General features: G+C 27.3%; 21 protein-coding genes, 1 tRNA gene and 1 pseudogene. 14 read left to right on the forward strand and 9 right to left on the reverse strand.

Features of this window, described 5'->3' with window-relative positions:
• Positions 1-187 precede the first annotated feature (187 nt).
• The 10 genes and pseudogenes from leuS to lipA all read left to right on the forward strand — a co-directional run.
• On the forward strand, positions 188-2,770 hold the full coding sequence (leuS, locus tag FD728_RS02155) for a leucine--tRNA ligase (RefSeq protein WP_159934328.1): 2,583 nt from the start codon (positions 188-190) through the stop codon (positions 2,768-2,770).
• A gap of 19 nt (positions 2,771-2,789) precedes the next feature.
• On the forward strand, positions 2,790-3,341 hold the full coding sequence (lptE, locus tag FD728_RS02160) for an LPS assembly lipoprotein LptE (protein WP_159934330.1): 552 nt from the start codon (positions 2,790-2,792) through the stop codon (positions 3,339-3,341).
• 65 nt (positions 3,342-3,406) lie between these two features.
• On the forward strand, positions 3,407-4,438 hold the full coding sequence (gene holA / locus FD728_RS02165) for a DNA polymerase III subunit delta (RefSeq protein ID WP_159934332.1): 1,032 nt from the start codon (positions 3,407-3,409) through the stop codon (positions 4,436-4,438).
• On the forward strand, positions 4,431-5,078 hold the full coding sequence (gene nadD / locus FD728_RS02170) for a nicotinate-nucleotide adenylyltransferase (protein WP_159934492.1): 648 nt from the start codon (positions 4,431-4,433) through the stop codon (positions 5,076-5,078). The genes holA and nadD overlap by 8 nt, the downstream gene beginning before the upstream one ends.
• A gap of 461 nt (positions 5,079-5,539) precedes the next feature.
• On the forward strand, positions 5,540-7,450 hold the full coding sequence (gene mrdA / locus FD728_RS02175) for a peptidoglycan DD-transpeptidase MrdA (protein WP_159934334.1): 1,911 nt from the start codon (positions 5,540-5,542) through the stop codon (positions 7,448-7,450).
• Positions 7,434-8,549 carry a peptidoglycan glycosyltransferase MrdB gene (mrdB, locus tag FD728_RS02180; RefSeq protein ID WP_159934336.1) on the forward strand — a complete coding sequence of 372 codons (1,116 nt, stop codon included), beginning with the start codon at positions 7,434-7,436 and terminating at the stop codon, positions 8,547-8,549. Before mrdA ends, mrdB begins: the two co-directional genes overlap by 17 nt.
• Before the next feature lie 265 nt (positions 8,550-8,814).
• Positions 8,815-9,978 (forward strand): D-alanyl-D-alanine carboxypeptidase DacA, encoded by a 1,164-nt coding sequence (gene dacA / locus FD728_RS02185; protein ID WP_159934494.1) that lies wholly within the window; start codon positions 8,815-8,817, stop codon positions 9,976-9,978.
• A gap of 103 nt (positions 9,979-10,081) precedes the next feature.
• Positions 10,082-10,345: a DUF493 family protein YbeD gene (gene ybeD / locus FD728_RS02190; RefSeq protein ID WP_159934338.1), complete on the forward strand. Its 264-nt coding sequence runs from the start codon at positions 10,082-10,084 to the stop codon at positions 10,343-10,345.
• 71 nt (positions 10,346-10,416) lie between these two features.
• Positions 10,417-11,079: a lipoyl(octanoyl) transferase LipB gene (lipB, locus tag FD728_RS02195; protein WP_159934340.1), complete on the forward strand. Its 663-nt coding sequence runs from the start codon at positions 10,417-10,419 to the stop codon at positions 11,077-11,079.
• Positions 11,080-11,143: 64 nt separating this feature from the next.
• Positions 11,144-12,010 (forward strand): annotated as a pseudogene (lipA, locus tag FD728_RS02200) (lipoyl synthase); the annotation flags it as partial.
• Positions 12,011-12,058: 48 nt separating this feature from the next.
• Here lipA and tatA read toward each other — a convergent pair.
• The 4 genes from tatA to FD728_RS02220 form a co-directional block, all read right to left on the reverse strand.
• Entirely contained in the window at positions 12,059-12,301 is a 243-nt protein-coding gene (gene tatA / locus FD728_RS02205) for a Sec-independent protein translocase subunit TatA (RefSeq protein ID WP_159934344.1), read from the reverse strand.
• 145 nt (positions 12,302-12,446) lie between these two features.
• The gene (gene cspE / locus FD728_RS02210) at positions 12,447-12,656 is read right to left on the reverse strand and encodes a transcription antiterminator/RNA stability regulator CspE (protein WP_159934346.1); all 210 of its coding nucleotides are present in this window, start codon (positions 12,654-12,656) and stop codon (positions 12,447-12,449) included.
• Between the two features lie 152 nt (positions 12,657-12,808).
• Positions 12,809-13,381, reverse strand: coding sequence for a lipid IV(A) palmitoyltransferase PagP (pagP, locus tag FD728_RS02215; protein WP_255456966.1), 573 nt, complete (start codon positions 13,379-13,381; stop codon positions 12,809-12,811).
• Positions 13,382-14,054: 673 nt separating this feature from the next.
• Positions 14,055-14,128: transfer RNA gene (locus FD728_RS02220), tRNA-Arg, on the reverse strand.
• A 409-nt stretch (positions 14,129-14,537) separates the two neighbouring features.
• Between FD728_RS02220 and folD the strand changes: the two genes are divergently transcribed.
• Positions 14,538-15,404, forward strand: a complete 867-nt coding sequence (gene folD / locus FD728_RS02225) for a bifunctional methylenetetrahydrofolate dehydrogenase/methenyltetrahydrofolate cyclohydrolase FolD (RefSeq protein ID WP_159934498.1) — start codon at positions 14,538-14,540, stop codon at positions 15,402-15,404.
• A 79-nt stretch (positions 15,405-15,483) separates the two neighbouring features.
• Here folD and cysS read toward each other — a convergent pair whose 3' ends face one another.
• Positions 15,484-16,920, reverse strand: coding sequence for a cysteine--tRNA ligase (gene cysS / locus FD728_RS02230; RefSeq protein WP_159934348.1), 1,437 nt, complete (start codon positions 16,918-16,920; stop codon positions 15,484-15,486).
• Between the two features lie 390 nt (positions 16,921-17,310).
• On the opposite strand from cysS, the gene FD728_RS02235 reads away from it, so the two are divergent.
• From FD728_RS02235 to purK, 3 genes are all read left to right on the forward strand, one after another.
• A complete protein-coding gene (locus FD728_RS02235) occupies positions 17,311-18,027 on the forward strand; it encodes a UDP-2,3-diacylglucosamine diphosphatase (protein ID WP_159934350.1) in 717 nt (238 codons plus the stop codon).
• 94 nt (positions 18,028-18,121) lie between these two features.
• Entirely contained in the window at positions 18,122-18,631 is a 510-nt protein-coding gene (gene purE, locus FD728_RS02240; protein WP_159934352.1) for a 5-(carboxyamino)imidazole ribonucleotide mutase, read from the forward strand.
• Positions 18,631-19,710, forward strand: a complete 1,080-nt coding sequence (gene purK / locus FD728_RS02245; protein ID WP_159934499.1) for a 5-(carboxyamino)imidazole ribonucleotide synthase — start codon at positions 18,631-18,633, stop codon at positions 19,708-19,710. The genes purE and purK overlap by 1 nt, the downstream gene beginning before the upstream one ends.
• 221 nt (positions 19,711-19,931) lie before the next feature.
• Here purK and adk read toward each other — a convergent pair whose 3' ends face one another.
• From adk to dnaX, 4 genes are all read right to left on the reverse strand, one after another.
• The gene (gene adk / locus FD728_RS02250) at positions 19,932-20,597 is read right to left on the reverse strand and encodes an adenylate kinase (protein ID WP_159934354.1); all 666 of its coding nucleotides are present in this window, start codon (positions 20,595-20,597) and stop codon (positions 19,932-19,934) included.
• 453 nt (positions 20,598-21,050) lie between these two features.
• Positions 21,051-22,943 (reverse strand): molecular chaperone HtpG, encoded by a 1,893-nt coding sequence (gene htpG / locus FD728_RS02255; protein ID WP_159934501.1) that lies wholly within the window; start codon positions 22,941-22,943, stop codon positions 21,051-21,053.
• A 379-nt stretch (positions 22,944-23,322) separates the two neighbouring features.
• Positions 23,323-23,652, reverse strand: a complete 330-nt coding sequence (locus tag FD728_RS02260) for a YbaB/EbfC family nucleoid-associated protein (RefSeq protein ID WP_159934356.1) — start codon at positions 23,650-23,652, stop codon at positions 23,323-23,325.
• A gap of 50 nt (positions 23,653-23,702) precedes the next feature.
• A complete protein-coding gene (gene dnaX / locus FD728_RS02265; protein WP_159934358.1) occupies positions 23,703-25,673 on the reverse strand; it encodes a DNA polymerase III subunit gamma/tau in 1,971 nt (656 codons plus the stop codon).
• Positions 25,674-25,876 lie beyond the last annotated feature (203 nt).

Consider the following 25,876-nt stretch of genomic DNA (forward strand, 5'->3'; position numbering starts at 1 on the left):
TATAATAAAATTATATATTTATTATTTTAAAAAAATTAATATTAATAGTTTATATTTATATTTATATTTATATTTATATTTATATTTATCCCATAGTAAGTTGTTATTTTTAGCTTATTCAATAACAAATAAGTTATGAATGAATATATTTAATATAAATATCATAATAAAGGTACTTAAAATAGATATGCAAGAACAATATAGTCCACAAGAAATAGAATCAAGAGTACAACAATACTGGAATGAAAATAAGATTTTTCAAGTAACTGAGCAACAAGGAAAAGAAAAATTTTACTGTCTGTCAATGTTACCTTATCCTTCTGGCCATTTGCATATGGGACATGTACGTAACTATACTATCGGTGATGTAATTGCTCGTTACCAACGTATGCTTGGTAAAAATGTATTACAACCAATAGGTTGGGATGCATTTGGTTTGCCAGCAGAAAATGCTGCAATAAAATGTAACACTACTCCTGCTTATTGGACTTATAATAATATTAAGTATATGAAAAAACAGCTTAAAAGATTAGGCTTTAGTTATGATTGGAGTCGAGAAATATATACTTGCAAACCAGAATATTATAAATGGGAACAATGGTTTTTTATTCAATTATATAAAAAAAATTTAGTGTATAAAAAAAAATCCGGAGTAAATTGGTGTCCAAACGATAAAACTGTACTAGCTAATGAACAAGTTATTAATGGTTGTTGCTGGCGTTGTGATACTAAAATTGAACGTAAAGAAATTCCTCAATGGTTTATAAAAATTACAAATTATGCAGAAGAATTATTAAACGAGCTTGATAATTTAAAAGGTTGGCCAGAGCAAGTAAAAAATATGCAACGTAATTGGATTGGACGTTCTGAAGGGATAGAAATTAACTTTGAAGTTTTAAATTCAAATAAAATAGTAACTATTTATACAACGCGTCCAGATACATTTATGGGTGTAACTTATATTGCTATATCTCCTATTCATCCTCTAGCATTACAAGCTGCGGTTAATAATGATTTATTAGCAAAATTCATAAATAAAAGTAATAATGTAAAAATAGCTGAAGCTGATATAGCAAAAATAGATAAACAAGGTATAGCTACTGGTTTATATGCCATACATCCACTAACTAATGAATATATACCAATATGGATTACTAACTTCGTATTAATAGATTATGGTACAGGAGCTATTATGGGAGTTCCAGCGCATGATCAACGTGATTGGGAGTTTGCTAATAAATATAAATTAAAAATCAAGCCTGTTTTACTTAACTTAGATGGCACTCAACCTAATGTTTTAACTGCAGCAATGACTGATAAAGGAACATTATTCAATTCAGGTAATTATAGCGGTATGAATCATAAGATAGCCTATAAAGCTATTACTGATATGTTAATATCTAAAGGAATAGGAAAATTTAAAGTAAATTATCGTCTTCGTGATTGGAGTGTTTCTCGTCAGCGTTATTGGGGAACACCAATTCCAATGCTTACATTAGAAGATGGTACTATAATACCAACTCCAGAAGATCAACTTCCTGTTATTTTATCAAAAAATATTATTACTAATGGAATTAAAAAACCTATAAAAGTGAATCCAGAGTGGTCAAAGATTACTCTTAATGGTCAATTAATGTTACGTGAAATAGACACATTTGATACTTTTATGGAATCATCATGGTATTATGCTCGTTATACTTGTGTGCATTATGATAAAGGTATTTTAGATCCAGTTGCAGCTAATTATTGGTTACCCATTGATCAATATATAGGAGGTATCGAACATGCAATTATGCATCTTATGTATTTTCGACTGTATCATAAATTGCTTCGTGATGCCGGTTTTGTGAATTCAAATGAACCAGCAAAACGCTTACTTTGTCAAGGGATGGTACTTGCCGATGCATTTTATTATTTAGATATTAATAATCAACGTCATTGGATATCACCTATTGAAGTTATAGTTAAGCGTGATAAAAAAGGTCGTATTATACAAGCTAATGATATACAAGGAAATAAGTTAGTTTATGCTGGTATGATGAAAATGTCTAAATCTAAAAATAATGGTATTGATCCTCAAGTGATGATAAATCGTTATGGTGCAGATACTGTACGTCTTTTTATTATGTTTGCTTCTCCAGTAGAAATGGCGTTAGAATGGCAAGAATCAGGATTAGTAGGTGCTTATAGATTTTTAAAACGTTGGTGGAAACTAGTACATGGACACGTATCTCAAGGAAAAACTGTAGCTTTAGACCTAAATGATTTTAATAAACATCAAAAATCACTACATCGTGAATTACATAAAACAATAGCTAAAGTCACAGATGATATTGAACGTCGTCAAAGTTTTAATACTGCTATTGCAGCTATTATGGAATTCATGAATAAGCTTATTCGTGCTCCTAAAAAAAGTGAACAAGATCGTGCATTGTTACAAGAGGCATTAATGGTAATAACTCGCCTTTTTTATCCGTTTACTCCTCATATCAGCTATGTTATTTGGCATGAACTAGGAGGTGTAGAGAGTATAGATAATACTAGTTGGCCTATGATCAATAAATCAGCAATAATAGAAGATACTTTATTAATAATTATTCAAATAAATGGTAAAATTCGTGGTAAAATGAATGTTGATATTAATGCTACTCAACATCAAATCCAAAAGCAAGCTATGCAAGATAATCGAATAATTAAATATTTAAATGGATTTACTATTATTAAAGTTATTTATATTCCTAGAAAATTAATAAATTTAGTTATTAGATAAATAGATATTAGGAGAAACTGTGAAACAACTTATATATAAGTTGTTTATACTCATAATAGCCTTAATTAATATAGGCTGTGGGTTCAAATTGCGTAATAGTATGTTTGTGCCTAAACAAATAAAAACGATGATCATTGAAAGTGTTGAACCGTATAATCCTTTAACACGTAGTGTAATTCAAGAATTACATGTTCATGGTATAAATGTTATTAGTGACACTAAATATGTACATAATAAATATCCAATTTTGTACTTAGGTACAGAAATGATAGAACGGAAAACTACTTCAGTCTTTATAAACAATACTGTTGCTGAATCTTTACTTACTATGACAGTAACCGGAAAAATTATGATTCCATATAAAGGAATATATCCAATAAATGCTAATACATATCATTATGTCTTTGATGAACCTAATACTATTTTAGCAAAAGATGTAGAGCAAGAAACTCTCTTTCAAGAGATGCGACAAATCATATCTTCTCAATTATTACGCAAAATAATTATATTATGTAATAATCAGGAATATCAAAGTAAATTACTTAATTCTAAAAGAGTGAAAACTAAATAAAAATATTAACTTAGTTTTTTTATTAAATCAGTATTATAAAAGAAGTATTTTAAGAAGTATTTTAAATGATTAAGATTTATCCTGAACAATTGAAATATCAACTTCTTAATAAATTAAATACTTGTTATTTTATTACAGGTAATGAAGACCTACTGATTCAAGAAAGTATAGATGCCATTTTAACAACTGCAATCGAACAAGGTTTTACAGAACATATTAATATTGCAGTAGATAGTAAGACGGATTGGGATATGTTATTTATAAATTGTCAATCACTTAATCTATTTACTAACGGTAAAACTTTAATTTTAAAAATACCAGAAAATAATTTGACTATTGGAATATCAGAAAAATTAATAAAGCTTTCTAAGTTATTACATAACTCTATATTACTAATATTACGTATCAATAAATTAACGAAAAATCATGAGAAGACTTTTTGGTTTAAAAAGTTAAGTATGCACGCAATTTTAGTATCATGTCAAACACCAGAACAAGCTAATTTATCACGCTGGATTATAAATCGTGCAAAAACTATGAATCTTAAAATCGATGAAGATGCAGTACAATTATTTTGCTATTGTTATGAAGGTAATTTAATTACTCTAGTACAAGTTCTAGAAAATTTATCAATGTTATGGGCAGATAGACACTTAACTTTACCTCGTGTAAAGGAAGTAGTAAGAGACGCTGCAAATTTTACACCATTACATTGGATAAATGCTATCCTAGCTGGTAAAAGCAAACGAGTTCAACATATTTTATATCAAATGGAAAAAGAAGATATAGAAATAATAGTTTTACTACGTTCTTTACAACGTGATTTATTGATCTTGATCCAGTTACAACGTAATTATAATAAATATCCTATCCGTACGCTTATGGATCAACATTATATATGGCAAAATCGCCGTTCTTTATTTATTGAAGCCTTACATCGTCTAAATTCTATACATTTGAAACATGCTATAAATTTACTGACAATATTAGAATTATCTTTAAAACAAGACTATAATCAAAATCTGTGGGAGCAGTTAGAAAATCTTTCTTTACTATTATGTCAACGTAATTTTTCAATAATACATCTTAATATTTAAAATGCATGCTTTATTTGGTGGTACATTTGATCCTATTCATTATGGTCATCTTCGTTCAATCGAATCACTTGCAAAACAGCTCTGTTTAAATAAAATTACTTTTTTGCCAAATAATATACCTCCACATCGTCCTAATCCAAAAGCTAATCCACATCAACGTATAGAAATGTTAAGATACGCTATTACTAATAATAGACTATTTGATATAGATACACGTGAAATATTTAATAATACAACACCATCTTGGACTGTAACTACCTTAAAAGTATTACGTGCTGAACTTGGTTGTAAAGAATCACTAGGGTTTATAGTTGGTAAAGATGCTTTATTAACATTAGAAAAATGGTACGATTGGCAAGAATTATTATCTTTATGTCATTTACTAGTATGTAAACGTCCTGGTTATACTATACATATGTCTAATATCAATATGCAAAAGTGGCTTCATAAACATATTGCATATAATATTCAACAGATACATCAAACACCGGCAGGTTATATTTGGTTGGCTGATACACCATGTTTTAATATTTCTTCTACAGAAATTCGTAATAGGTACTATAATAAACTTTCTTGTACAAATCTATTGCCAGATTCAGTAATTAATTATATTAATTATGTTGGTTTATATCAAAATTAATCTATTTGTACCGTATTCAAATATCTAATTATTTTGATATATTAATCATGTTTTATAAATATATTTATGATTAAAAATCAAATAATTATTATACTAATATCAGATAATAAATCTTTAATTTTATTAATTATTTAATGTAGGTTTTTATAAAAAAAATAATAAAAATCTAATTTTTTATAGAAATAATATTTCTATGTTTAATTAACTGTATTAACATTAAATAAATAAAAGAGGTATTATATAATAAGTGTTTTTATTTTCATAAAAAAATAAAATTATTCTATAAGCTTTCTAATTACATTAGTATTATGTTTTTTATTTAATATAAACATATAAAAAGTTATTAGTCATATTAGATAAATCTATTAATAATCATAATTATTAAAATTAAACTAATTGAAATATAATAGTCAGAAATTTTATTTCTTCTAATTTTTATACTGAATAAACATAAATAGCCCATGATATTACAAAAAAACATTTTTCGTGATTATAGTGCTGAACAAAAAATATATATTAAGCGAGCATTTTTTGCTTTTATGGCTATTTTAGTAGTTTTTATTATGTTAATAATTAATTCATATAAATTACAAATTTTATTTTTTGATCAATATAACATTAAATCTAATGAAAACCGTATTAGAATAATGCCAATTGAACCAAGCCGTGGAATAATTTTTGATCGCAATGGAATACCATTAGCTGTTAATCAAACAATTTATACTCTTGAATTAATTCCAGAAAAAATTTTTAATTTTAAAAAAATGTTACATAATTTACGTTTATTATTAAATTTTAATGATAATGATATTAATTTTGTTAAAAATCAATATCAATTTTTTCATTATTTAGCATCCATTCCGATTAAAAATTATTTGAATGATATTCAAGTAGCACGTTTTGCCATTAATCAACACTTTTTATCTGGATTAGAGATAAAATGTTATCAACGTCGATATTATCCATATGGAAAAACTCTAACCCATATATTAGGTTATGTTTCTAAAATTAATGATCTCGACGAAATTCGATTAATTAAAGAAGGTAAATGGCAAAATTATACAAACACCTATGATATTGGTAAATTAGGTATAGAAAGTTATTATGAGGATTTACTGCATGGTAAAATAGGATATGAAGAAGTTGAAGTTAATAGTCATGGTAATATCATTCGTAACTTACATAAACAATCACCTCAAGCTGGACAAGATATATATCTAACAGTTGATCTTAAATTGCAACAATTTATTGAAAAATTACTAGTTGGTAATCGTGCTGCAGCTGTAGTAACTGATCCTCGTACTGGTGAAATTTTAGCTTTAGTTTCTACGCCAAGCTACAATCCAAATTTATTTGTTGAAGGTATTTCTAATAGTGATTATAGTATATTATTGAATAATGAAAATCAACCTCTTTATAACCGTACAATTCAAGCAACCTATCCACCTGCTTCAACCGTAAAACCGTATATTGCAATATCGGCTTTAACTTCTGGAATAATCAATAGTAATACAAATCTTTTTGATCCTGGATGGTGGAGATTACCCGACTCTAAAAAGAGATACCGTGATTGGAAAAAATTAGGACATAATCGATTAGATATAACTAAATCCTTAGAGGAATCAGCTGATACTTTTTTTTACCAAATAGCTTATGACATGGGAATTAACCGTCTATCTAAATGGATGACCAAATTTGGATACGGACATCGTACAGGCATTGATCTTCCTCAAGAAAATGTTGGTAACATGCCAACTCGTGATTGGAAGATGCAACGTTTTAATACGCCCTGGTATCAAGGTGATACTATATCAATGGGTATTGGACAAGGTTATTGGAGTGCTACACCATTACAAATGAATAAAGCGATTATGATTCTTATTAATAATGGAGTCATAAAAGTACCACATTTATTACACGCAATGCGTAAAAAACAAAGTATGGTGTATTATTGCCAACCTCCAATTAAACCTATTGATCATATTTATTCTAATGCTTGGAAAATAGTCAAAAATGGAATGTATGGAGTAGCAAATCGTTTAAATGGTACGGCACGTAAAAGTTTTGCTGATGCACCTTATAAAATTGCTGCAAAATCTGGTACTGCACAAATTTTTGGTCTTAAAGAACATGAAATTTATAACGTAAATAAAATTACTGAACGATTACGTGATCATAAATTAATGACTGCATTTGCACCTTATAATAAGCCTCGAGTTGCTATTACAATGATTTTAGAAAACGGCGGGAATAAGCTCCATTCTAATATAGGTAATATAACTCGTCAAATTCTTGATCATATTATGATAAAAAGTATTAATAGCTCACCCATTATAAATATAAATAAAAATTTTCATGAAAGAAAGAAATAGATTACAAAAAAATAAGTTTTGGATACGTGTTTATATCGATCCAATATTTATGTTATTAGTTATACTTTTACTAGTATATTGCATAATAGTTATTTGGAGCGCAAGTGGACAAGATTACGATATAATAGAGAATAAAATATGGCAAATTACAATAGGATTAACTATTATGTTGATAATGGCTCAAGTGTCTCCAAGAGTATATGAAAATTGGGCACCATATCTTTATTTTTTATGTATAATGCTTTTAGTTATAGTTGATGCTTGTGGTCATGTAAGTAAAGGAGCGAGACGTTGGCTTGAATTAGGTTTATTACGATTTCAACCATCAGAAATTGCCAAAATTGCTGTACCACTTATGATAGCAAGGTTTATTAGCCGTGATATATGTCCACCTAACCTAAAAAAAACTATTTTTTCATTGTTATTAATTTTTATACCAACATTACTAGTAGCAATTCAACCAGACTTAGGTACATCGATTTTGATTGCCTCTTCCGGTATTTTTGTATTATTTTTTTCTGGAGTTAATTGGAAGATAATGATCTTAGCGCTGCTATTAATTGGAGCTTTTATCCCAGTACTATGGTTATGTCTACATGATTATCAACGAGATCGTTTGATTATGCTAATTAATCCAGAAAGCGATCCTCTAGGAGCTGGTTATCATATTATTCAATCTAAGATTGCTATTGGCTCTGGTGGTTTATATGGTAAGGGATGGTTACATGGAACTCAATCACAATTAGAATTCTTACCAGAACGTCATACTGATTTTATTTTTGCAGTATTAGCAGAAGAATTTGGATTAATAGGAGTATTATTATTGCTTTTTCTTTATTTAATCCTTATTATGCGTGGTTTGATAATTGCATCCCATGCACAAACTACTTTTGGACGTGTGCTATCTGGCAGTTTAATGCTAATCTTATTTGTTTATGTATTCGTTAATATTGGTATGGTAAGTGGTATTTTACCTGTAGTTGGCATACCTTTACCTTTAATAAGTTATGGAGGATCAGCTATGATTATGTTGATGGCTGGATTTGGAATAGTGATGTCAATTCATTCTCATAAAAAAATTTTATCTAAAATGGTTTAATTGTTCTATTAAATAGATAAAATATAGAATTCATATATTTATTATTATTTTTAATAAAACCTATTAGCTATAGTATGTTGTATTATATTAAAATTCCTACATTTAGCTATTCTTATTTAGGAACTTAGAAAATATTCTTTATACTTATAACATATGTTTATACATGAAATAATTTTCACTTTAACTTAATTAATATTTTGTTATAAAAATGACTATATTCAAATTTTTAAATTTTTATAGATTTTTTTTGATTATATCATTATTGATGTTTTTCTTTAGTGGAAAAAACACTTTCGCTAAAAATATCAATATTCAAGATATACTTCCAGAAGTACCAGAAATAAAAGCTCAAGCTTATATTCTTATTGATTATAATTCTGGTAAGGTTTTAGCAGCAAAAAATGCTGATGTACATCGTAATCCAGCTAGCTTGACTAAAATGATGACTAGTTATGTTATTGGACAAGCAATTAAAACAAAAAAAATTCATCAAAATGATATTGTTACTATTAGTGAGGATGCTTGGGCAACTGGTAATCCAATATTTAAAGGTTCATCTCTAATGTTTTTAAAACCTGGAGATCATGTTCTAGTATCTCAGTTAAGACGAGGTATTGTCCTTCAATCTGGTAATGATGCATGTGTAGCAATGGCAGACTATATTGCTGGTAGTCAAAATGCGTTTGTTCATCTAATGAATCATTATGTTACTATATTAGGATTAAAAAATACACGTTTTCAAACAGTACATGGCCTAGATGCAAATGGTCAATATAGTTCGGCACGCGATATGGCTTTACTTGGTAAAGCACTTATTCGTGATGTACCAGATGAGTATAATATTTATCATGAAAAAGAATTTACTTTTAATCATATTAGACAAATAAATCGTAATGGTTTATTATGGGATAAGAGTTTGAATGTTGATGGGATTAAAACTGGTCACACTAATGCAGCCGGATATAATCTTGTTGCTTCAGCAACTGAAGGTCAGATGCGTTTAATCTCTTCAGTATTAGGAGGATATACTTATAAAGGACGTGAAGTAGAAAGTAAAAAACTATTAACATGGGGTTTCCGCTTTTTTGAAACAGTAATACCATTAAAAGCTGGTAAGAAATTTGTTTCAGAACCAGTTTGGTTTGGAAATAGTAATAAAGTTCATCTTGGCGTAAAAAATGATATATATTTAACTATTCCACGTAGTCATGCTGAAGAAGTAAAAGCAAAGTATACATTAAAAGATACAGAATTGCATGCTCCATTACAGAAAAATCAAATAATAGGTAGTATTAATTTTTATTTAGGTAATGAAAAAATTCAACAACAACCATTAATAGTATTGAATGAAGTTAAAAAAGGTGGATTATTTAGTCGTATTTTAGATTATATAAAATTAATATTTTACCATTGGTTTAAGTATAAGTAGGTTATAAATACATATATGTTATGATGATTGGCAATACTGCATTTCACTAGTATTACTTATATTATATTTAGGCAAAGTATTGTGCTATTATTGGAGCTAATATATGGAAAGTAAACTAAATAAATTACTTAAATTTCCTACTCCATTTACCTATAAGGTTATGGGATTAGCACAACCAGAGTTAATTAATCAAGTAGTAAAAATAGTACAAAACTATATACCAGGTATGTATACACCAGATGTAAAAATTAGCAGTAAAGGTAACTATTACTCCATTTCCATTAAAATTATAGCTACTAATAGTGAGCAAATTGAAACCTTATATAAAGAATTAAGTAATATTAAAAGTGTACGTCTTGTACTATAATGCATATTTTTAATAAATGATTGTTTTTGACAAATATTTTTATAAATTATACATTTAAAATAGTTTATTAATTGAATAATAATAATAATAATATTTTTATCCGTAAACTTGGACAACGTGATTGGCATAGCGTTTATAAAGCTATGCATTTGTTTACTGATAAACGTAACGATAATACTGTCGATGAAATTTGGATGGTTGAACACTATTCAATATTTACACAAGGGAAAGCTGGTAAAGTAGAACATTTATTGAATACTGGTAATATTCCAGTAGTACAAAGTGATCGTGGAGGACAAGTTACTTATCACGGGTTAGGTCAACAAGTTATGTATATGCTTATTGATATAAAACGTCGTAAAATGAGTGTACGAGAACTAATAACTTTAATGGAACAAACTATAATAGCTACTTTAGCTGATTATTCTATATGTTCTTATTCTAAAGTGAATGCTCCAGGTGTATACGTAGACGAAAAAAAAATTTGCTCTCTAGGATTGCGTATTAGTAAAGGATGTTCTTTTCATGGATTAGCATTAAATATAGCAATGGAATTATCTCCTTTCTTACGTATTAATCCATGTGGATACGTTGGAATGCGTATGATTCAACTAAAAGATTTTTATCCAGATATTCAATTAAATGATGTACAACCACATCTTATACAACACTTTACACGTTTAGCTGGTTTTAAACAAATCAAATGGTTTGATGAAAAAGAATTAATTAAATAAAATATGAATTTTAGTAATACTAATATCATTAATAATGATCCTGGTATATATCATGATTAGCACAAAAAAAGAAATATTGCGTAAGCCAGATTGGATGAAAATAAAATTACCTATAGATTTTCATAAGATCAAAAAGATCAAATCTATAATGCGTAAAAATGGTTTATATTCAGTTTGTGAAGAAGCTTCTTGTCCTAATTTATCCGAATGTTTTAACCAAAATACTGCTACTTTTATGATATTAGGTTCCATTTGTACTCGTCGTTGTCCATTTTGCAACGTATCAAAAGGACGTCCAAAAATTCCAGATATTAATGAACCACTAAAAATTGCACAAACTATTTCTGATATGGCTTTACATTATGTAGTAATTACTTCAGTAGCTCGTGATGATCTAAAAGATGGCGGTGCTCAACATTTTGCTCACTGTATTACTTCTATAAGAGAAAAAAATACATCCATTAAAATTGAAATATTAGTACCAGATTTTCGTAATTGTATGGATTATGCATTAAAGATTCTTATATCTACCCCTCCTGATGTATTTAATCACAATATAGAAAATGTACCTCGTATTTATAACCAAATACGTCCTGGAGCTAACTATGAATTATCATTAAAACTTTTAGAAAAATTTAAAAAAGCAAATCCTAATATACCTACAAAATCAGGCTTAATGGTGGGACTTGGTGAAACAGATACTGAAATAATTGAAGTAATGACTGATTTGCGACAGCATGGAGTTACTATGTTAACAATTGGACAATATCTACAGCCAAGTCTAAATCATTTTCCTGTACAGCGTTATGTTAGTCCTACTGAATTTAATGATTTTAAAAAAGAAGCATTAATGATGGGATTTAATAATGTCATGTGCGGTCCTTTTATTCGCTCTTCTTATCATGCTAATATACAAGCTAAAAACATATAAAATAATTAATATACTAAATGTAAGTTAATTTAAAATAATAATTAATATTTAACTTTTCTTATCTTTATCTTGATATGGATGTTGATTCATATCTTCGGATGGTAATTTCGTTTTAGATATTTTTTTTACTGCAATAGAATCTTCGTCATCATCTTTATCTTTCATAGCATTTTTAAAACCTTTAATTGCAGAACCTAAATCGTTTCCTAAGGAACGTAATTTATTACTACCAAAGAGTAATATTATAAGAGCTCCAATTATTAATAATTTAGAAATAGTGATACCTTCCATATTTGAATTTTACCTTAATTTTAAAAAATTAATATTTATCAATCAAAAATTTAAAATCATTATAATATATCTGTATGATAGTCATCATATAAAAAAAACACTAAAAACCCGCATTAAGCGGGTTTTTAGTGTACTGCTTGTTAACTTACGAAGTGGTAACGTTAGCAGCAGATGGACCTTTGATACCGTCGGTAATTTCAAATTCCACGCTTTGACCTTCAGCTAAAGTTTTAAAACCGTTACTCTGAATAGCAGAGAAATGTACAAATACATCTTTACTACCATCTTCTGGAGTAATGAAACCGAATCCTTTAGATTCATTAAACCACTTAACGTTACCTTTGATCTTGGACATCTATAATTACCTTTACATGAAAAAAATGGACACTAAAACTGTGCCAGTTCCTAGTACAGCAATTACTGTAACAATTGTCCAGTCACAATTAATGAAAAAGTGATAAATATTATTTTTTTATTATTTTCATGATTTATGCGCACTTTTAAGTGTTAAAATTGAAAGTTTAGACAAGCAAAATAAACATTACCATTATTATAAACACCTGGGATATACGTCATTTGAAAACGTGTTAATTTATAACCTATAGAAGCTAAAGGTAAGACTAAAGGTATTGGAATATATCTCCAGTTATCTCGTAGCGTAATACCTACCGTATAACCAGCACCAACGTAAATATCCTTATTTTTAAATGGATGCCAGGTCATTTCCCAATTATACCCACTACTTATTTCCCATTTATTAAATGAATCTTTAAAAATAATCATATAAAGACTATGCCAATTACCTTTATCATCTAAACGTGAGATATCTCCTCCTAAACCCCATGGATTTTCATTATATCTTTTTATATGATGATCATCATACATCCATCGATTATGCCTAATAATTATAGGTAAATAAAAATCGTAGTTTTGAGGATATAACCAGGTTTCTAATATATTTTTATTAAAATCATTAAAACTTAATTGCATTATATTATTCATTTTTCCAGCTAATGCAGAAAAAGAAAATAATAATGTTAAGAAATAACTTAAAAGAAATGCAGGAGTATGCCAATTCACAGCTATAATTTCCTGTTTTAATTATTTTTATATATATAACTATTTAAATTTCTATTATATAAATATATAGATTAAATCTATACAGTATTATACTTATACTATTTTATAAAATAACATAAAAATAAAAGAAAAAAGTTATAATAATATATATTATGAGTGATTTAAATAATTTTAAATTAAATTAATTAAATTATTAATTAATTTAATATTTTATGATTTTTTTATTATTATTATTATTAATAAAATACTTTATTATATAGTTTAAGAGATAAAAAAAATTAAAGAAGTGATTTATACACTTTTCGTATAATAAATTTAACTTATTAAAGTTAATTTATTTTATGATAATTAACTTAACATTATTTATTTTTTAACAAGTACTTTTTCAGTTTGGTAGATTGCTATATCTTAAAAATTTTTAACAATATACATGACACTATTTATAAAATAATAATTAGCTTAAACCAATCTAGTCAAAACAATTCTATTTATGTTTCAAGGAATAAAAATTTAGATACTATGGAAACAAGTATAAAAACATATGTAATTAAAATAATTTATTTTATCAAATTGCATGCATAATAAACTAATTTAATAATTATTAATCATTCATAACTAAACTTAATATAATTAAATATTCATTTAACAAATATTTAACTAATTAAATGCAAAGTGCACCCTACAGGATTCGAACCTGTGACCTACGGCTTAGAAGGCCGTTGCTCTATCCAGCTAAGCTAAGGGCGCATAATCATCATATATAAATTGTATATTCTAAACATATAAATTAATTATATATTATTAACCTTATACTATAAATATTATTTTATTTATAATAAATAATTCATCTATTTTCTACAATTTTAAAAAAATCTAATAAATAATTAAATTTAAGCTAGTATAATATTTTCAAAGTATAAATATTATATAAAAATAAAATTTTAACCATTCTCATTTAATAAGTTATTTATTTTTTTTTGAAAATAAGAATAATTTTGTTATTGTTCATTATATTATTATTTTTATTAAAATAAATAAAATATAAGAAAAATCATAAAAGAATAAATAAAAAATCTATAACTTATAGTTAACAGCAATTTTGACTAAATTAAGAGTTATATTTTATTTAACTCTTTTAATATATGGATATTATATGATGGTGGCAAAAATAATAAATGGTAAAATAATTGCTCAAAAAATACGTCTTGAAATTGCTAAAAAAGTACAAAAACGAGTAGCAATGAAAAAACGTGTACCAGGTTTATCAGTAATTATTGTAGGTAAAAATCTACCTTCACAAATATATGTTACTAATAAAAGACGTGCATGTAAAGAAGTTGGCTTTATTTCACGACTTTACGATCTACCTACTACTACTAGCAAAACAGAACTAATAGAATTAATTGATAAATTAAATAACGAAAGTAAAATTGATGGTATTTTAGTACAGCTACCTCTACCAGAAAAAATTGATAATAACGAAATACTTGAACATATAAAACCACAAAAAGATGTTGATGGTTTTCATCCTTATAATATCGGTCGATTATGTCAACGTGTACCCCTATTACGTCCTTGTACTCCTTATGGAATAATTACTTTATTACAACATTATAATGTAGATACTTATGGTTTAAGTGCTGTAATTATAGGAGCTTCAAATATTGTTGGACGACCTATGAGTATGGAACTATTATTAGTGGGTTGTACTACTACTGTAACTCATCGTTTTACTAAAAATCTAAGAAATTATGTTGAACATGCCGATATTTTAATAGTAGCAGTAGGTAAACCTAATTTTATTCCAGGTAAATGGATAAAACCTGGTGCTATTGTAATTGATGTAGGGATTAACCGTTTGGAAAACGGTAATATAGTAGGTGATGTAAGCTTTGAATCTGCTTTTAAACGTGCATCGTATATTACACCTGTACCTGGTGGTGTTGGACCAATGACTGTAGCTATGCTTATTCAAAATACATTACTAGCATGTGAATTATATCACGACAATAAAAAGATATAAACTAAATATTTAAAGAAAATTATAGATATATCATTAAAATGATGATTCCTTTATCTTAAGAAGATAAGATACATTATATTTATTTTCTACGCCAAGAAGTTCCTTGTGGACTATCTTTTAATAATATTCCTAATATGTGTAACTTATCTCGTATTAAGTCTGCTTTTTTCCATTCTTTAGATTTACGAGCATTATTACGTATATGAATGAGTAATTCAATTTCTTTTATTTTGTCATCTATTTTTTTAGCATGAAAATGTGTACTATGGTGTAAAAATTTTTCTGGATCTTGTTGTAAAATACCTAATACACCTGCTAATTGGCGTAATTTAACTACTAATTGATTAGCCATGTTTTTATTTTTATTTTTTAAACGATTTACTTCATGAGCCATATCAAACAAAATCGAATAAACTTCAGGAGTATTAAAATCATTATCCATCGCAATGCGAAAACGTGATTCAAATTCTTTACATTCTGCACTTTCTTTACATTCTGCACTTTGATTTTTTAATCCTACTATGGTATTTTGAAAGTTAGTATTCTGTAAAGCATTATATAATCGTTCTAGAGCTGCATGTGCTTGATTTAAATTATTTGCACTATAATTAAGATGACTACGATAATGAGAAGACATTAAAAAATAACGTATAGTTTCTGAATCATAAAAATGTAATAAATCACGAATTGTATAAAAATTATTGAACGATTTAGACATTTTTTCACTATCGACCGTCACCATACCAGAGTGTATCCAATAATTTACATATGGTCCATCATATGCACATGTAGATTGAGCTATTTCATTTTCGTGATGAGGAAATATTAAATCTGATCCACCACCATGAATATCAAAATGACTACCTAATTGTTTATAACTTATTGCTGAACATTCGATATGCCAACCTGGTCGTCCCTCTCCCCACGGTGAATGCCATGCAGGTTCATTAGTTTTTGATAATTTCCATAATACAAAATCTGATGGATTAATTTTCGTATTTTTTTTATTAATTATTGAATTCGTCTTTAATTGAGTTAAATTTTGACGTGATAATAGTCCGTAATTTGTACTTGCATGGATATTAAATAATACATCACCATTACTCGCAATGTAGGCAGCATCATTCTTAATAAGAATACTTATTAGTTCAATAATATCTTTAATATGATGTGTAACACGTGGTTCTATATCCGGCGGTAAAATATTAAGAGCATTAAAGTCTATATGCATTCTCGTAATCATACGATTAGCTAAAGTATTAATTGTTTCCTTATTTTCATTAGCACGTTTAATGATTTTATCATCTATATCAGTAATATTACGTACATACTTTAATTGATAACCTAAATAACGTAAATAACGTGTTATAATATCAAATATTACAAAAGTACGCCCATGTCCTATGTGGCAAATATCATAAACCGTAACTCCACAAACATATATAGAAACTTTACCATCATGAATGGATTTAAATTCTTCTTTAGTTTTAGTTAAAGTATTGTAAATCTTAAGCATAATAGCATCCATTTAATACATATAGAAATATTTTATTTATTGATTATAATCATCAACTAAACATCCAAACAGAAGTTTTAAAATATACGTTTAAAAAAGTATACTATTATTATAACTATAATGGTTTTACTCAAATATTATAAAACATTAAAGGTAATGATAATATCCTTTATATTATTAATTTTAATAATATAAAAATAAGTAATTTACTTATATAAAAAATTATTTAATTTTGATAAAATCCATTATCGAATAATAATTAAAAAATTTAGTTAGTTTATTAATAGTTAACTCTCAATTCTTTTCGTAAGGTAATTAAGAATTAAATTACTGAGATATTAATATAATATCAATATTTATTAATAATGAATAACTTTTAAATTGAGTGTTATGTCAAGTACATTATTTATTTCAGATTTACATCTATGTGGAAAAAAGCCTAAAATTATTACTGCTTTTATTAATTTCTTACAAAGTAAAGCGCAGCAATATGAAGCCATTTACCTTCTAGGAGATTTATTTGAAATTTGGATTGGAGATGATGATCCAAACCCATTATACAAACAAGTTGCTAATACTCTTAAAGCCTTACCAATACCGAAATTTTTTATTCACGGTAATCGTGATTTTTTAATTGGTCAGTGTTTTGCTAATGCTAGCGGTATAATATTGTTACCCAAAGAACACGTATTAACATTATACGGACATTCTATTCTTATAATGCATGGAGATACTTTATGTATTGATGATGGTAGTTATCAGCTTTTGCGTATTGCAGTACATCAGCGTTGGATACAACGTTTATTTCTTATACTACCAATATATTTACGTATAAAACTAGCAGCACAAATACGTTCTGATAGCAATCAGGGCATCAAGAATAAATCTCTAAATATTATGGATGTAAATCAACAAGCTGTAGAAAATATAATGACAAGTAAACAAGTAAATATTTTAATTCATGGACATACTCATCGACCAGCTATTCATAAATTTAAAATAAATGGTAAAATTTTTCAACGTATTGTTTTAGGATCTTGGGATATACATGCATCAATGGTACAAATAGATTCAAAAGGCATTAGCTTTATCGAATTTCAAGTTTAATTAATAACCGTTTGTCTACCTTACCATTATAATAGTAATAATATAGATGACATATTATTCTAGATTAGTTTAATATAAATAGGACTTATATTACATGGAACTTAACTCTAATCCAACTCGTATTGCTATCGTCATGGGATCCAAAAAAGATTGGATGACCATGCAATTTGCTGAAGAAATTCTTAATTCATTAGATTTATCTATTCACGTTGAAGTGATTTCTGCACATCGGACTCCTGATAAACTATTTCATTTTGCAGAAACAGCTTTACAGAATGGCTTACAGGTAATTATTGCTGGTGCTGGTGGTGCTGCACATTTACCTGGAATGTTAGCAGCTAAAACATTAATCCCCGTTCTAGGAGTTCCAATCTCAAGTACTGTATTAAATGGAATAGATAGTCTTTATTCTATTTTACAAATGCCAAGTGGAATTCCAGTCGGCACTTTATCTATCGGTAAAACTGGTGCTGTAAACGCAGCTTTACTAGCTGCACAAATTTTGGCAATGCATGATAATATGTTACAAATTCGTTTAATTAATTGGCGTCAGAAACAAACTGATAGGGTATTGAACAACTCTGATCCTAGAGAAAACATATGATGCAGCCTATATGTGTTCTTGGTAACGGTCAACTAGGACGTATGTTATGTCAAGCAGGTCAGCCATTGGGTCTTACAGTGTATACTATAGGATTAGATACTAAACCTACTGATCTACCTATAGGTAAAAATATAATAGCTGAAAGTATAATTACTAGTGAAGTAGAATATTGGCCTAAAAACTTACTCACTAACGAGTTATCTAATCATCCATCATTTATTAATCGTGATATTTTTCAATGTTTAGCTGATCGTTTAATGCAAAAAAAACTTTTAAATAAACTTAACTTATCTACTGCACCTTGGCAATTATTATCTGATCAAGATGAATGGACTCAAATATTTAGGTTATTAGGAGAGTTAGTAATTGTTAAATTACGTACTGGTGGATATGATGGTCGTGGTCAATGGAGTATATATTCTCATGAAACTAAAACAATTCCAAATAAATACTATGGAAAATGTATTGTTGAACAAAACATTAATTTCAGTAATGAAGTATCTTTAATTGGAGCAAGAGGTTATGATGGAAAAATAGTTTTTTATCCACTTGCATATAATTTACATCAAAAAGGTATTTTATGTATTAATTTTGCTTTTTCTAAGTTCAATGTTCAACAAAAACAAGCTGAAGATATGTTGAGTAAAATAATGAATCACTTAAATTATGTAGGTGTCATGGCAATGGAATGTTTTATTACGCCCACAGGATTATTAATTAACGAGTTAGCACCTCGTGTGCATAATAGTGGTCATTGGACACAAAACGGTGCTTCTATTAGTCAATTTGAATTACATTTACGGGCATTGCTAGGTTTACCATTACCAAATCCTATAGTTTTCGCTTCGTCTGTAATGATTAATTTAATTGGTACTCATTTAAACCTTTCATGGTTAAAACAACCATTAGTACATCTTCATTGGTATAATAAAGAAGTACGTATTAATCGGAAAATGGGTCATCTTAACTTAGTAGATATAGATCATGTACGTCTTTCTACAGCGCTAAATAATCTTATAAGTATACTTCCAAAAGAATATGCTAGTAGAAGTATTAACTGGGTAATAAAACATCTATAAATATTATAATGTTCTTTTTATTAAAAATATCTTATATATTATTTAAATAAGTATAAATTCTATTAATTTATACTTGATATAATATACTATACTTTTATTTACAAAATGTTGACTAATAAAAACCCATGTTTTTCAAAATTCTTTTAATATCTTATTAATTTAAATTAAATAATTAAATAATTTTCAATTAAATTTTTAAAATTTTTTTTTAAATTATTTATTTATTTATTTTTTAAAAAATATTTATCAAATAGATTAATTATATAATTATTTATTTTAGAAATTTGCAGGCTAGCATCAATTTTCTGATACAGAATGTGTCCTTTTATAGCTTCTTTATGATAATAATCAATTAAAGGTAAAGTTGAATGACTATACTCTATAAGACGTTTATTTATAGTTTCTTTTGTATCATCTTTTCTTATGCTAAGTTCTTCTCCTGTAATGTTATCTTTATTCTCTATCTTAGGTGGATCATACTTAATATGATATATTCTTCCAGATTGTAAATGTACACGACGACCGGTAATACGTTCAATGATTAATTCTTTTGGTACATAAAATTCTAGCACACAATCTATATTAATACCTGCTTGTTTGATAGTTTCTGCTTGAAATATAGTACGTGGAAACCCATCAAATAAAAATCCATTTTTACAATCTTCACAAAGAAGACGTTCTTTAATCAACATTAATATTAAATCGTCTGATACTAGTTTTCCAGAATTTACAATATTTTTTACCTTTTGCCCTATTTCATTATTTGTATTCATAGACAAACGTAACATGTTTCCTGTAGATATATGTGGAATACTATATCTTTTTGTAATAAATTTAGCTTGAGTTCCTTTACCTGTTCCAGGTGCTCCAAGCAAAATAATCCGCATTTCATCACTTCTCCTTATAGTTATATAATTTAATATTAAAAAAATATTTTTATTTAAAGTAAAGAAAGCAAAAATATAAAATATTTCTTAAATCTAATATTTTAAATTTTTTAAAAAAAAGGATTATCTAATAAAACATAGGCAAAATTGTATTGATATATTGATATTAATATCAAATTTAAAATATCTTATAATTCTTTTAAATTCATTACTTAAAATCCTAAATTACTTAAAATCCTAATTAATTTGAAAATTACTATTTTAATCATAAATATAGTTTATTTTTAAAATATTTTCATTGAAACAAATTCATACGAGAAATTATTACCTCGTATAAATTTATTTATATTTATATTTATATTTATATTTTATTTCATTAACAAAAATAAATTAGTAAAGTTAAAAATAAATTTAAGCATCATATACGTATGTAATGAATTTAACTCAATATGTTTAATGTGTTATTAATAGTTGATTTATACGACGAATAAACTTATGAGGATCGTTTAAAGTACCTCGTTCAGCTAGTAAAGCTTGTTCTAATAATAATTCTATCCATTCAATAAAAAGCTCTTCTTGTTGAATATCAGCTATACGTTTTATCAAACTATGATTCGGATTAATTTCAAAAATATACTTCACTTCTGGAACATTTTGACCTGCTGCTGCAAAAAGCTTAGCCATTTGTGTGGTTATTTCGTTTTCATCTGTAATGACAATCGCTGGTGTATCAGTTAAACGATGTGTTAAACGTACTTCTTTAACACGATCACCTAATAGATTTTTTACTCGTTTAATAAATGCTTCAAAATGCTTTTCTGATTCTTTTTTATGTGCTACAACTTCTGCATTTTCTTCTTCATTATTTAATTTATTTAAAGAATTATCTACTTTACTAACAGATTGAAAATGTTTACCGTTAAATTCGACAAGGTAACTCATCATCCATTCATCAATACGATCAGAAAGTAATAGTACTTCAATGCCTTTCTTATAGAAAATTTCTAAATGTGGATTACTTTTTGCTGCAGCATAACTATCTGATGTAATAAAATAAATTTTTTCTTGGCCTTTTACCATTCGATTTAGATAACTATCTAAAGAAATATTTTGAGTAGAATCTTTACTATAAGTAGTAGTAAAACGAAGTAATTTGGCAATTGCTTGTTGATTTTCATGATCTTCTGCTGGTCCTTCCTTTAAAACCATACCAAATTCTTTCCAAAATTGATTATATTTTTCTTCATCATCTTTAGCTAGTTTTTCTAACATTTGTAAAGTTCTTTTAATTATTGAAGACCTTAAGCTCTGAGTAATACGACTATTTTGTAAAAGCTCACGTGATACATTTAGAGGCAAATCATTCGAATCAATCAAACCACGTATGAAACGTAAATAATTGGGTATAAATTGCTTTGTATCATCCATAATAAAAACACGTTGTACATAAAGTTTTAAGCCGTATTTAATATCACGATTCCACATATCAAAAGGTGCTTGTGATGGAATATATAATAAACTAGTGTATTCTTGTTTACCTTCAACTCGATTATGAGTCCAAATAAGTGGATCATTAAAATCATGGGCAATATGCTTATAAAATTCTTTATATTCATCAACACTTATTTCAGATTTAGTGCGTGTCCATAATGCTTGAGCTTTATTAATTTTTTCCCAAGTAAATATATTACTGTCTTCTTTTTTGATTTCCATTTCTACTGGTAATGCGATATGATCAGAATATTTACTAATAACACTACGTACTCGTGACATATCAAGAAACTCATCTTCACCTTTACGAAAATGTAATATCACTTCAGTTCCTCGATCATTTTTTTCAATATTTGCTAAGGTATATTCTCCCTCACCAGATGATTCCCAAAATACACCTTCCTCTATTTTTACACCTGCTGCCCGCGTGCGTATAGTAACTTTATCAGCTACAATAAATGCTGAATAAAAACCAACGCCAAACTGACCAATTAATTGATTATCTTGTATTTGACTTGACCCCATAGATTTTATGAAATTTTTAGTACCAGACTGTGCAATAGTGCCAATATTTTCAATTACTTCATCACGGCGCATACCAATACCATTATCCGTAATAGTCAATGTACGATTTTCTTTATTAATAGATATACGCACATGTAAATTCCCATTACCTTCATATAAATCCGGTGTAGACAAAGCAAGGAATCGTAATTTATCAGCAGCATCAGAAGCATTAGAAATAAGTTCACGTAAAAAAATCTCTTTATTTGAATAAAGAGAATGTATCATCATATTTAAAAGTTGTTTTACTTCTGATTGAAAAGTACGTGTTTCTTGCCCTTGCATAATAATTATTACCTCAACAAAATACAGTTAATCGAAAGTCGAGTTTAAAATGGGAATAATGAAAGAAAATTTCAAGTTAGTTTAATCTAATCAATAAAGAACAAGATTTAATTTTTTTATTATATCTAATTTGTTAATTACTTTTAATTATAACATGGATTATATTCAAATTATATTACATAAATTATTATTTTTTATTTTCTTGATATTATAGTAATGTATATATTTATATATAGATTATATAAAAAATTATTTTTACTTAGAACTTTTATATGATTTTAAGATTTTAAAAATAATTTACTACATTAATTTCGGCTTGTACTATATATCACCTACAAATAAAATATATCCATAATAATAAAGTTTAAAAAATATATTAATAACATTAAAAAGGCATATTAAACCCTGGTGGTAATTGCATACCAGCAGAGACAGCAGCTATTTTTTCTTTTTGATTTTCAACTATACGACGAGCAGCATCATTAAATGCAGCTGCAATTAAATCTTCTAACATTTCTTTATCATCTTCTAGTAAGCTAGGATCTATCTTAATACGCCGACAATTATGAGCGCCGTTTATAGTTACTTTTACTAGACCTGCACCTGATTCTCCTGTTACCTCTAAAGCTGCTATTTCTGCTTGAATTTTAGCCATCTTATCTTGCATTTGTTGGGCTTGTTTCATCAAATTACTTAATCCGCCTTTACCAAACATAATATTTTCTCTCTGCTAGAGCTGTATACAGTTAAAGAACACCAGCATGTTTATATAGGTATAATACTCTCTTCGTCCAAATCAGCATCGAATAATTGACGCAATGTTTGAACATAAATATCATTTTTAATAGATTGATGCGCTTTTTTTAATTTTTTTTGATATATAGAATGATACCATTCTATAGGTGTCAATGATTTTGAATAATCATCATCAATAATAATAATTAATTTAATTAATTTATTCCTATTTTTACTAATAGCATCTTGTAATAATTTATACACATCAGTAGAATTTAAATGCTGATGGCTACTACGTAAGTGTAAAGTAACTATTCCTTTTTCATTTATTTCTTTCCAAGAATTTAGTGCAAGTTGCTTTGCTGACTCTGGTAGCACAAATGTTGTGATTTCAGATATCCACTCTTCAATATCCCGTCTTTTTTCATTGAGAACTTCTTGTGTTACGGATAATTCGTCTGTATTAGTTTTTTTTTTAATTTTACTAATAATATCATTTTTATTAATAATCTTATGATTAAGTTCTAAGTTTTTATATGTAGTAACTAGTGGATCATCATTAGATTTTTGATTATTTTCCCAGCAAGATAACTTAAGTTTATCTAGTGTTGTAATAGGAAATTTATCTATATTCTGTTTTATATTCTCTGTAATATTGTCTGTTACATTACTTTTTTTTAATTTATTCTCCTTTAACAGTTGTGATCTTGCTTTTAATAGATGATTAATTGTGTTCGGCATGTTATCTAATTTAGATATCTCTTCAGAATTAGATGATAATGGGAATAAATTTTCATATGTAAGATTTTTTACTGTGTGTAATTTTGTATTTTCATACTCTGATGAAAATTGAGAGCATTTTTGTGTTTTTAAAATTGGTTCTTGAATAGGGTAGGATATGTTTTCTTGTGGATGAAATACTAATGCACGTAACATAGTCATTTCTACACCTAATCGATGATTTGGAGCTAATGGCAATTCTTTGCGTCCCATTAATAAAATTTGGTAATATAATTGTACATCAGTAGGTGGTAATACACGTGCTAAACAACATAGACGTTGCATATTTTTAGGGTTATCATCATTAAAAAATTTTAAAGATGTTGGTAGTAATTGTATCATAGCAATACGATGCAATAAACGTATCATTTCTACTAATAACGATTCCCATTCTATACTTTGTAAAGCTACATAATTAAGTAATTCCATAACTTCTGAAACTTTACCTTCTACAAGTGCTTCAATCAGAGATAAAGGCTGTTCATCATCTAACATACCTAACATTTCAACTACAATTTTTCTTCTTATAGAACCATGCCCTATAGCTATTGCTTGTTCAGTCAAACTTAAGGCATCACGCATACTACCATGAGCAGCATTTGATATTAAGTAAAGTGCTCGTGGTTCTGATTGAATATGTTCTTGTTTTAAAATATATTCAAGTTGTTGTTGAATCTGTTCAATGCTTAGGGATTTAAGATGAAACTGTAAACAACGTGAAATAATAGTACTCGGTAATTTTTGTGGTTCAGTAGTAGCTAATAAAAATTTTACATGTAATGGTGGCTCTTCAAGTATTTTTAATAATGCATTAAAACTATGGCGTGATAGCATATGTACTTCATCAATTAAATAGACCTTAAATCTTCCACAAACTGATGCATATTGTACATTATCTAGCAAATCCAGCGTATCTTCTACTTTAGTACGAGATGCAGCATCAATTTCGATTAAATCTATAAAGTGTCCTTCTTCAATTTCACGGCAATTTTTACATTGCCCACATGGTATTTCGGTTATGCCAATTTCACAATTAAGACCTTTTACAAATAAACGAGCAATTGACGTTTTACCTACTCCACGAGTACCAGAAAAAAGATAAGCATGATGAATACGTTTTTGCGATAAACCATTGGTTAATGCTGCCAATACATACTTTTGACCTACTACATCGGCAAAAATTTGTGGACGCCATTTTCGTGCAAGTACTTTATAGCTCATAGTATTTATTTTAAATTAATTAAACTCAGCTATTAAAAAATGTTAGTCATTATAAATAATAAAATTTATAAATCATAAGCATAATTAACTTTATTTTATAAAATACATAAAACTAGAAAAGTTTTAGTGTTATTTTTATTTTTGAAAAATTTTATCTATCTTTTTAAGTGTAGATTCAAATATTTTAGAATTTGTTGTTTTAA

The sequence above is a fragment of the Pantoea sp. Aalb genome, from assembly GCF_009829985.1.
Lineage (GTDB): Bacteria > Pseudomonadota > Gammaproteobacteria > Enterobacterales > Enterobacteriaceae > SZZU01.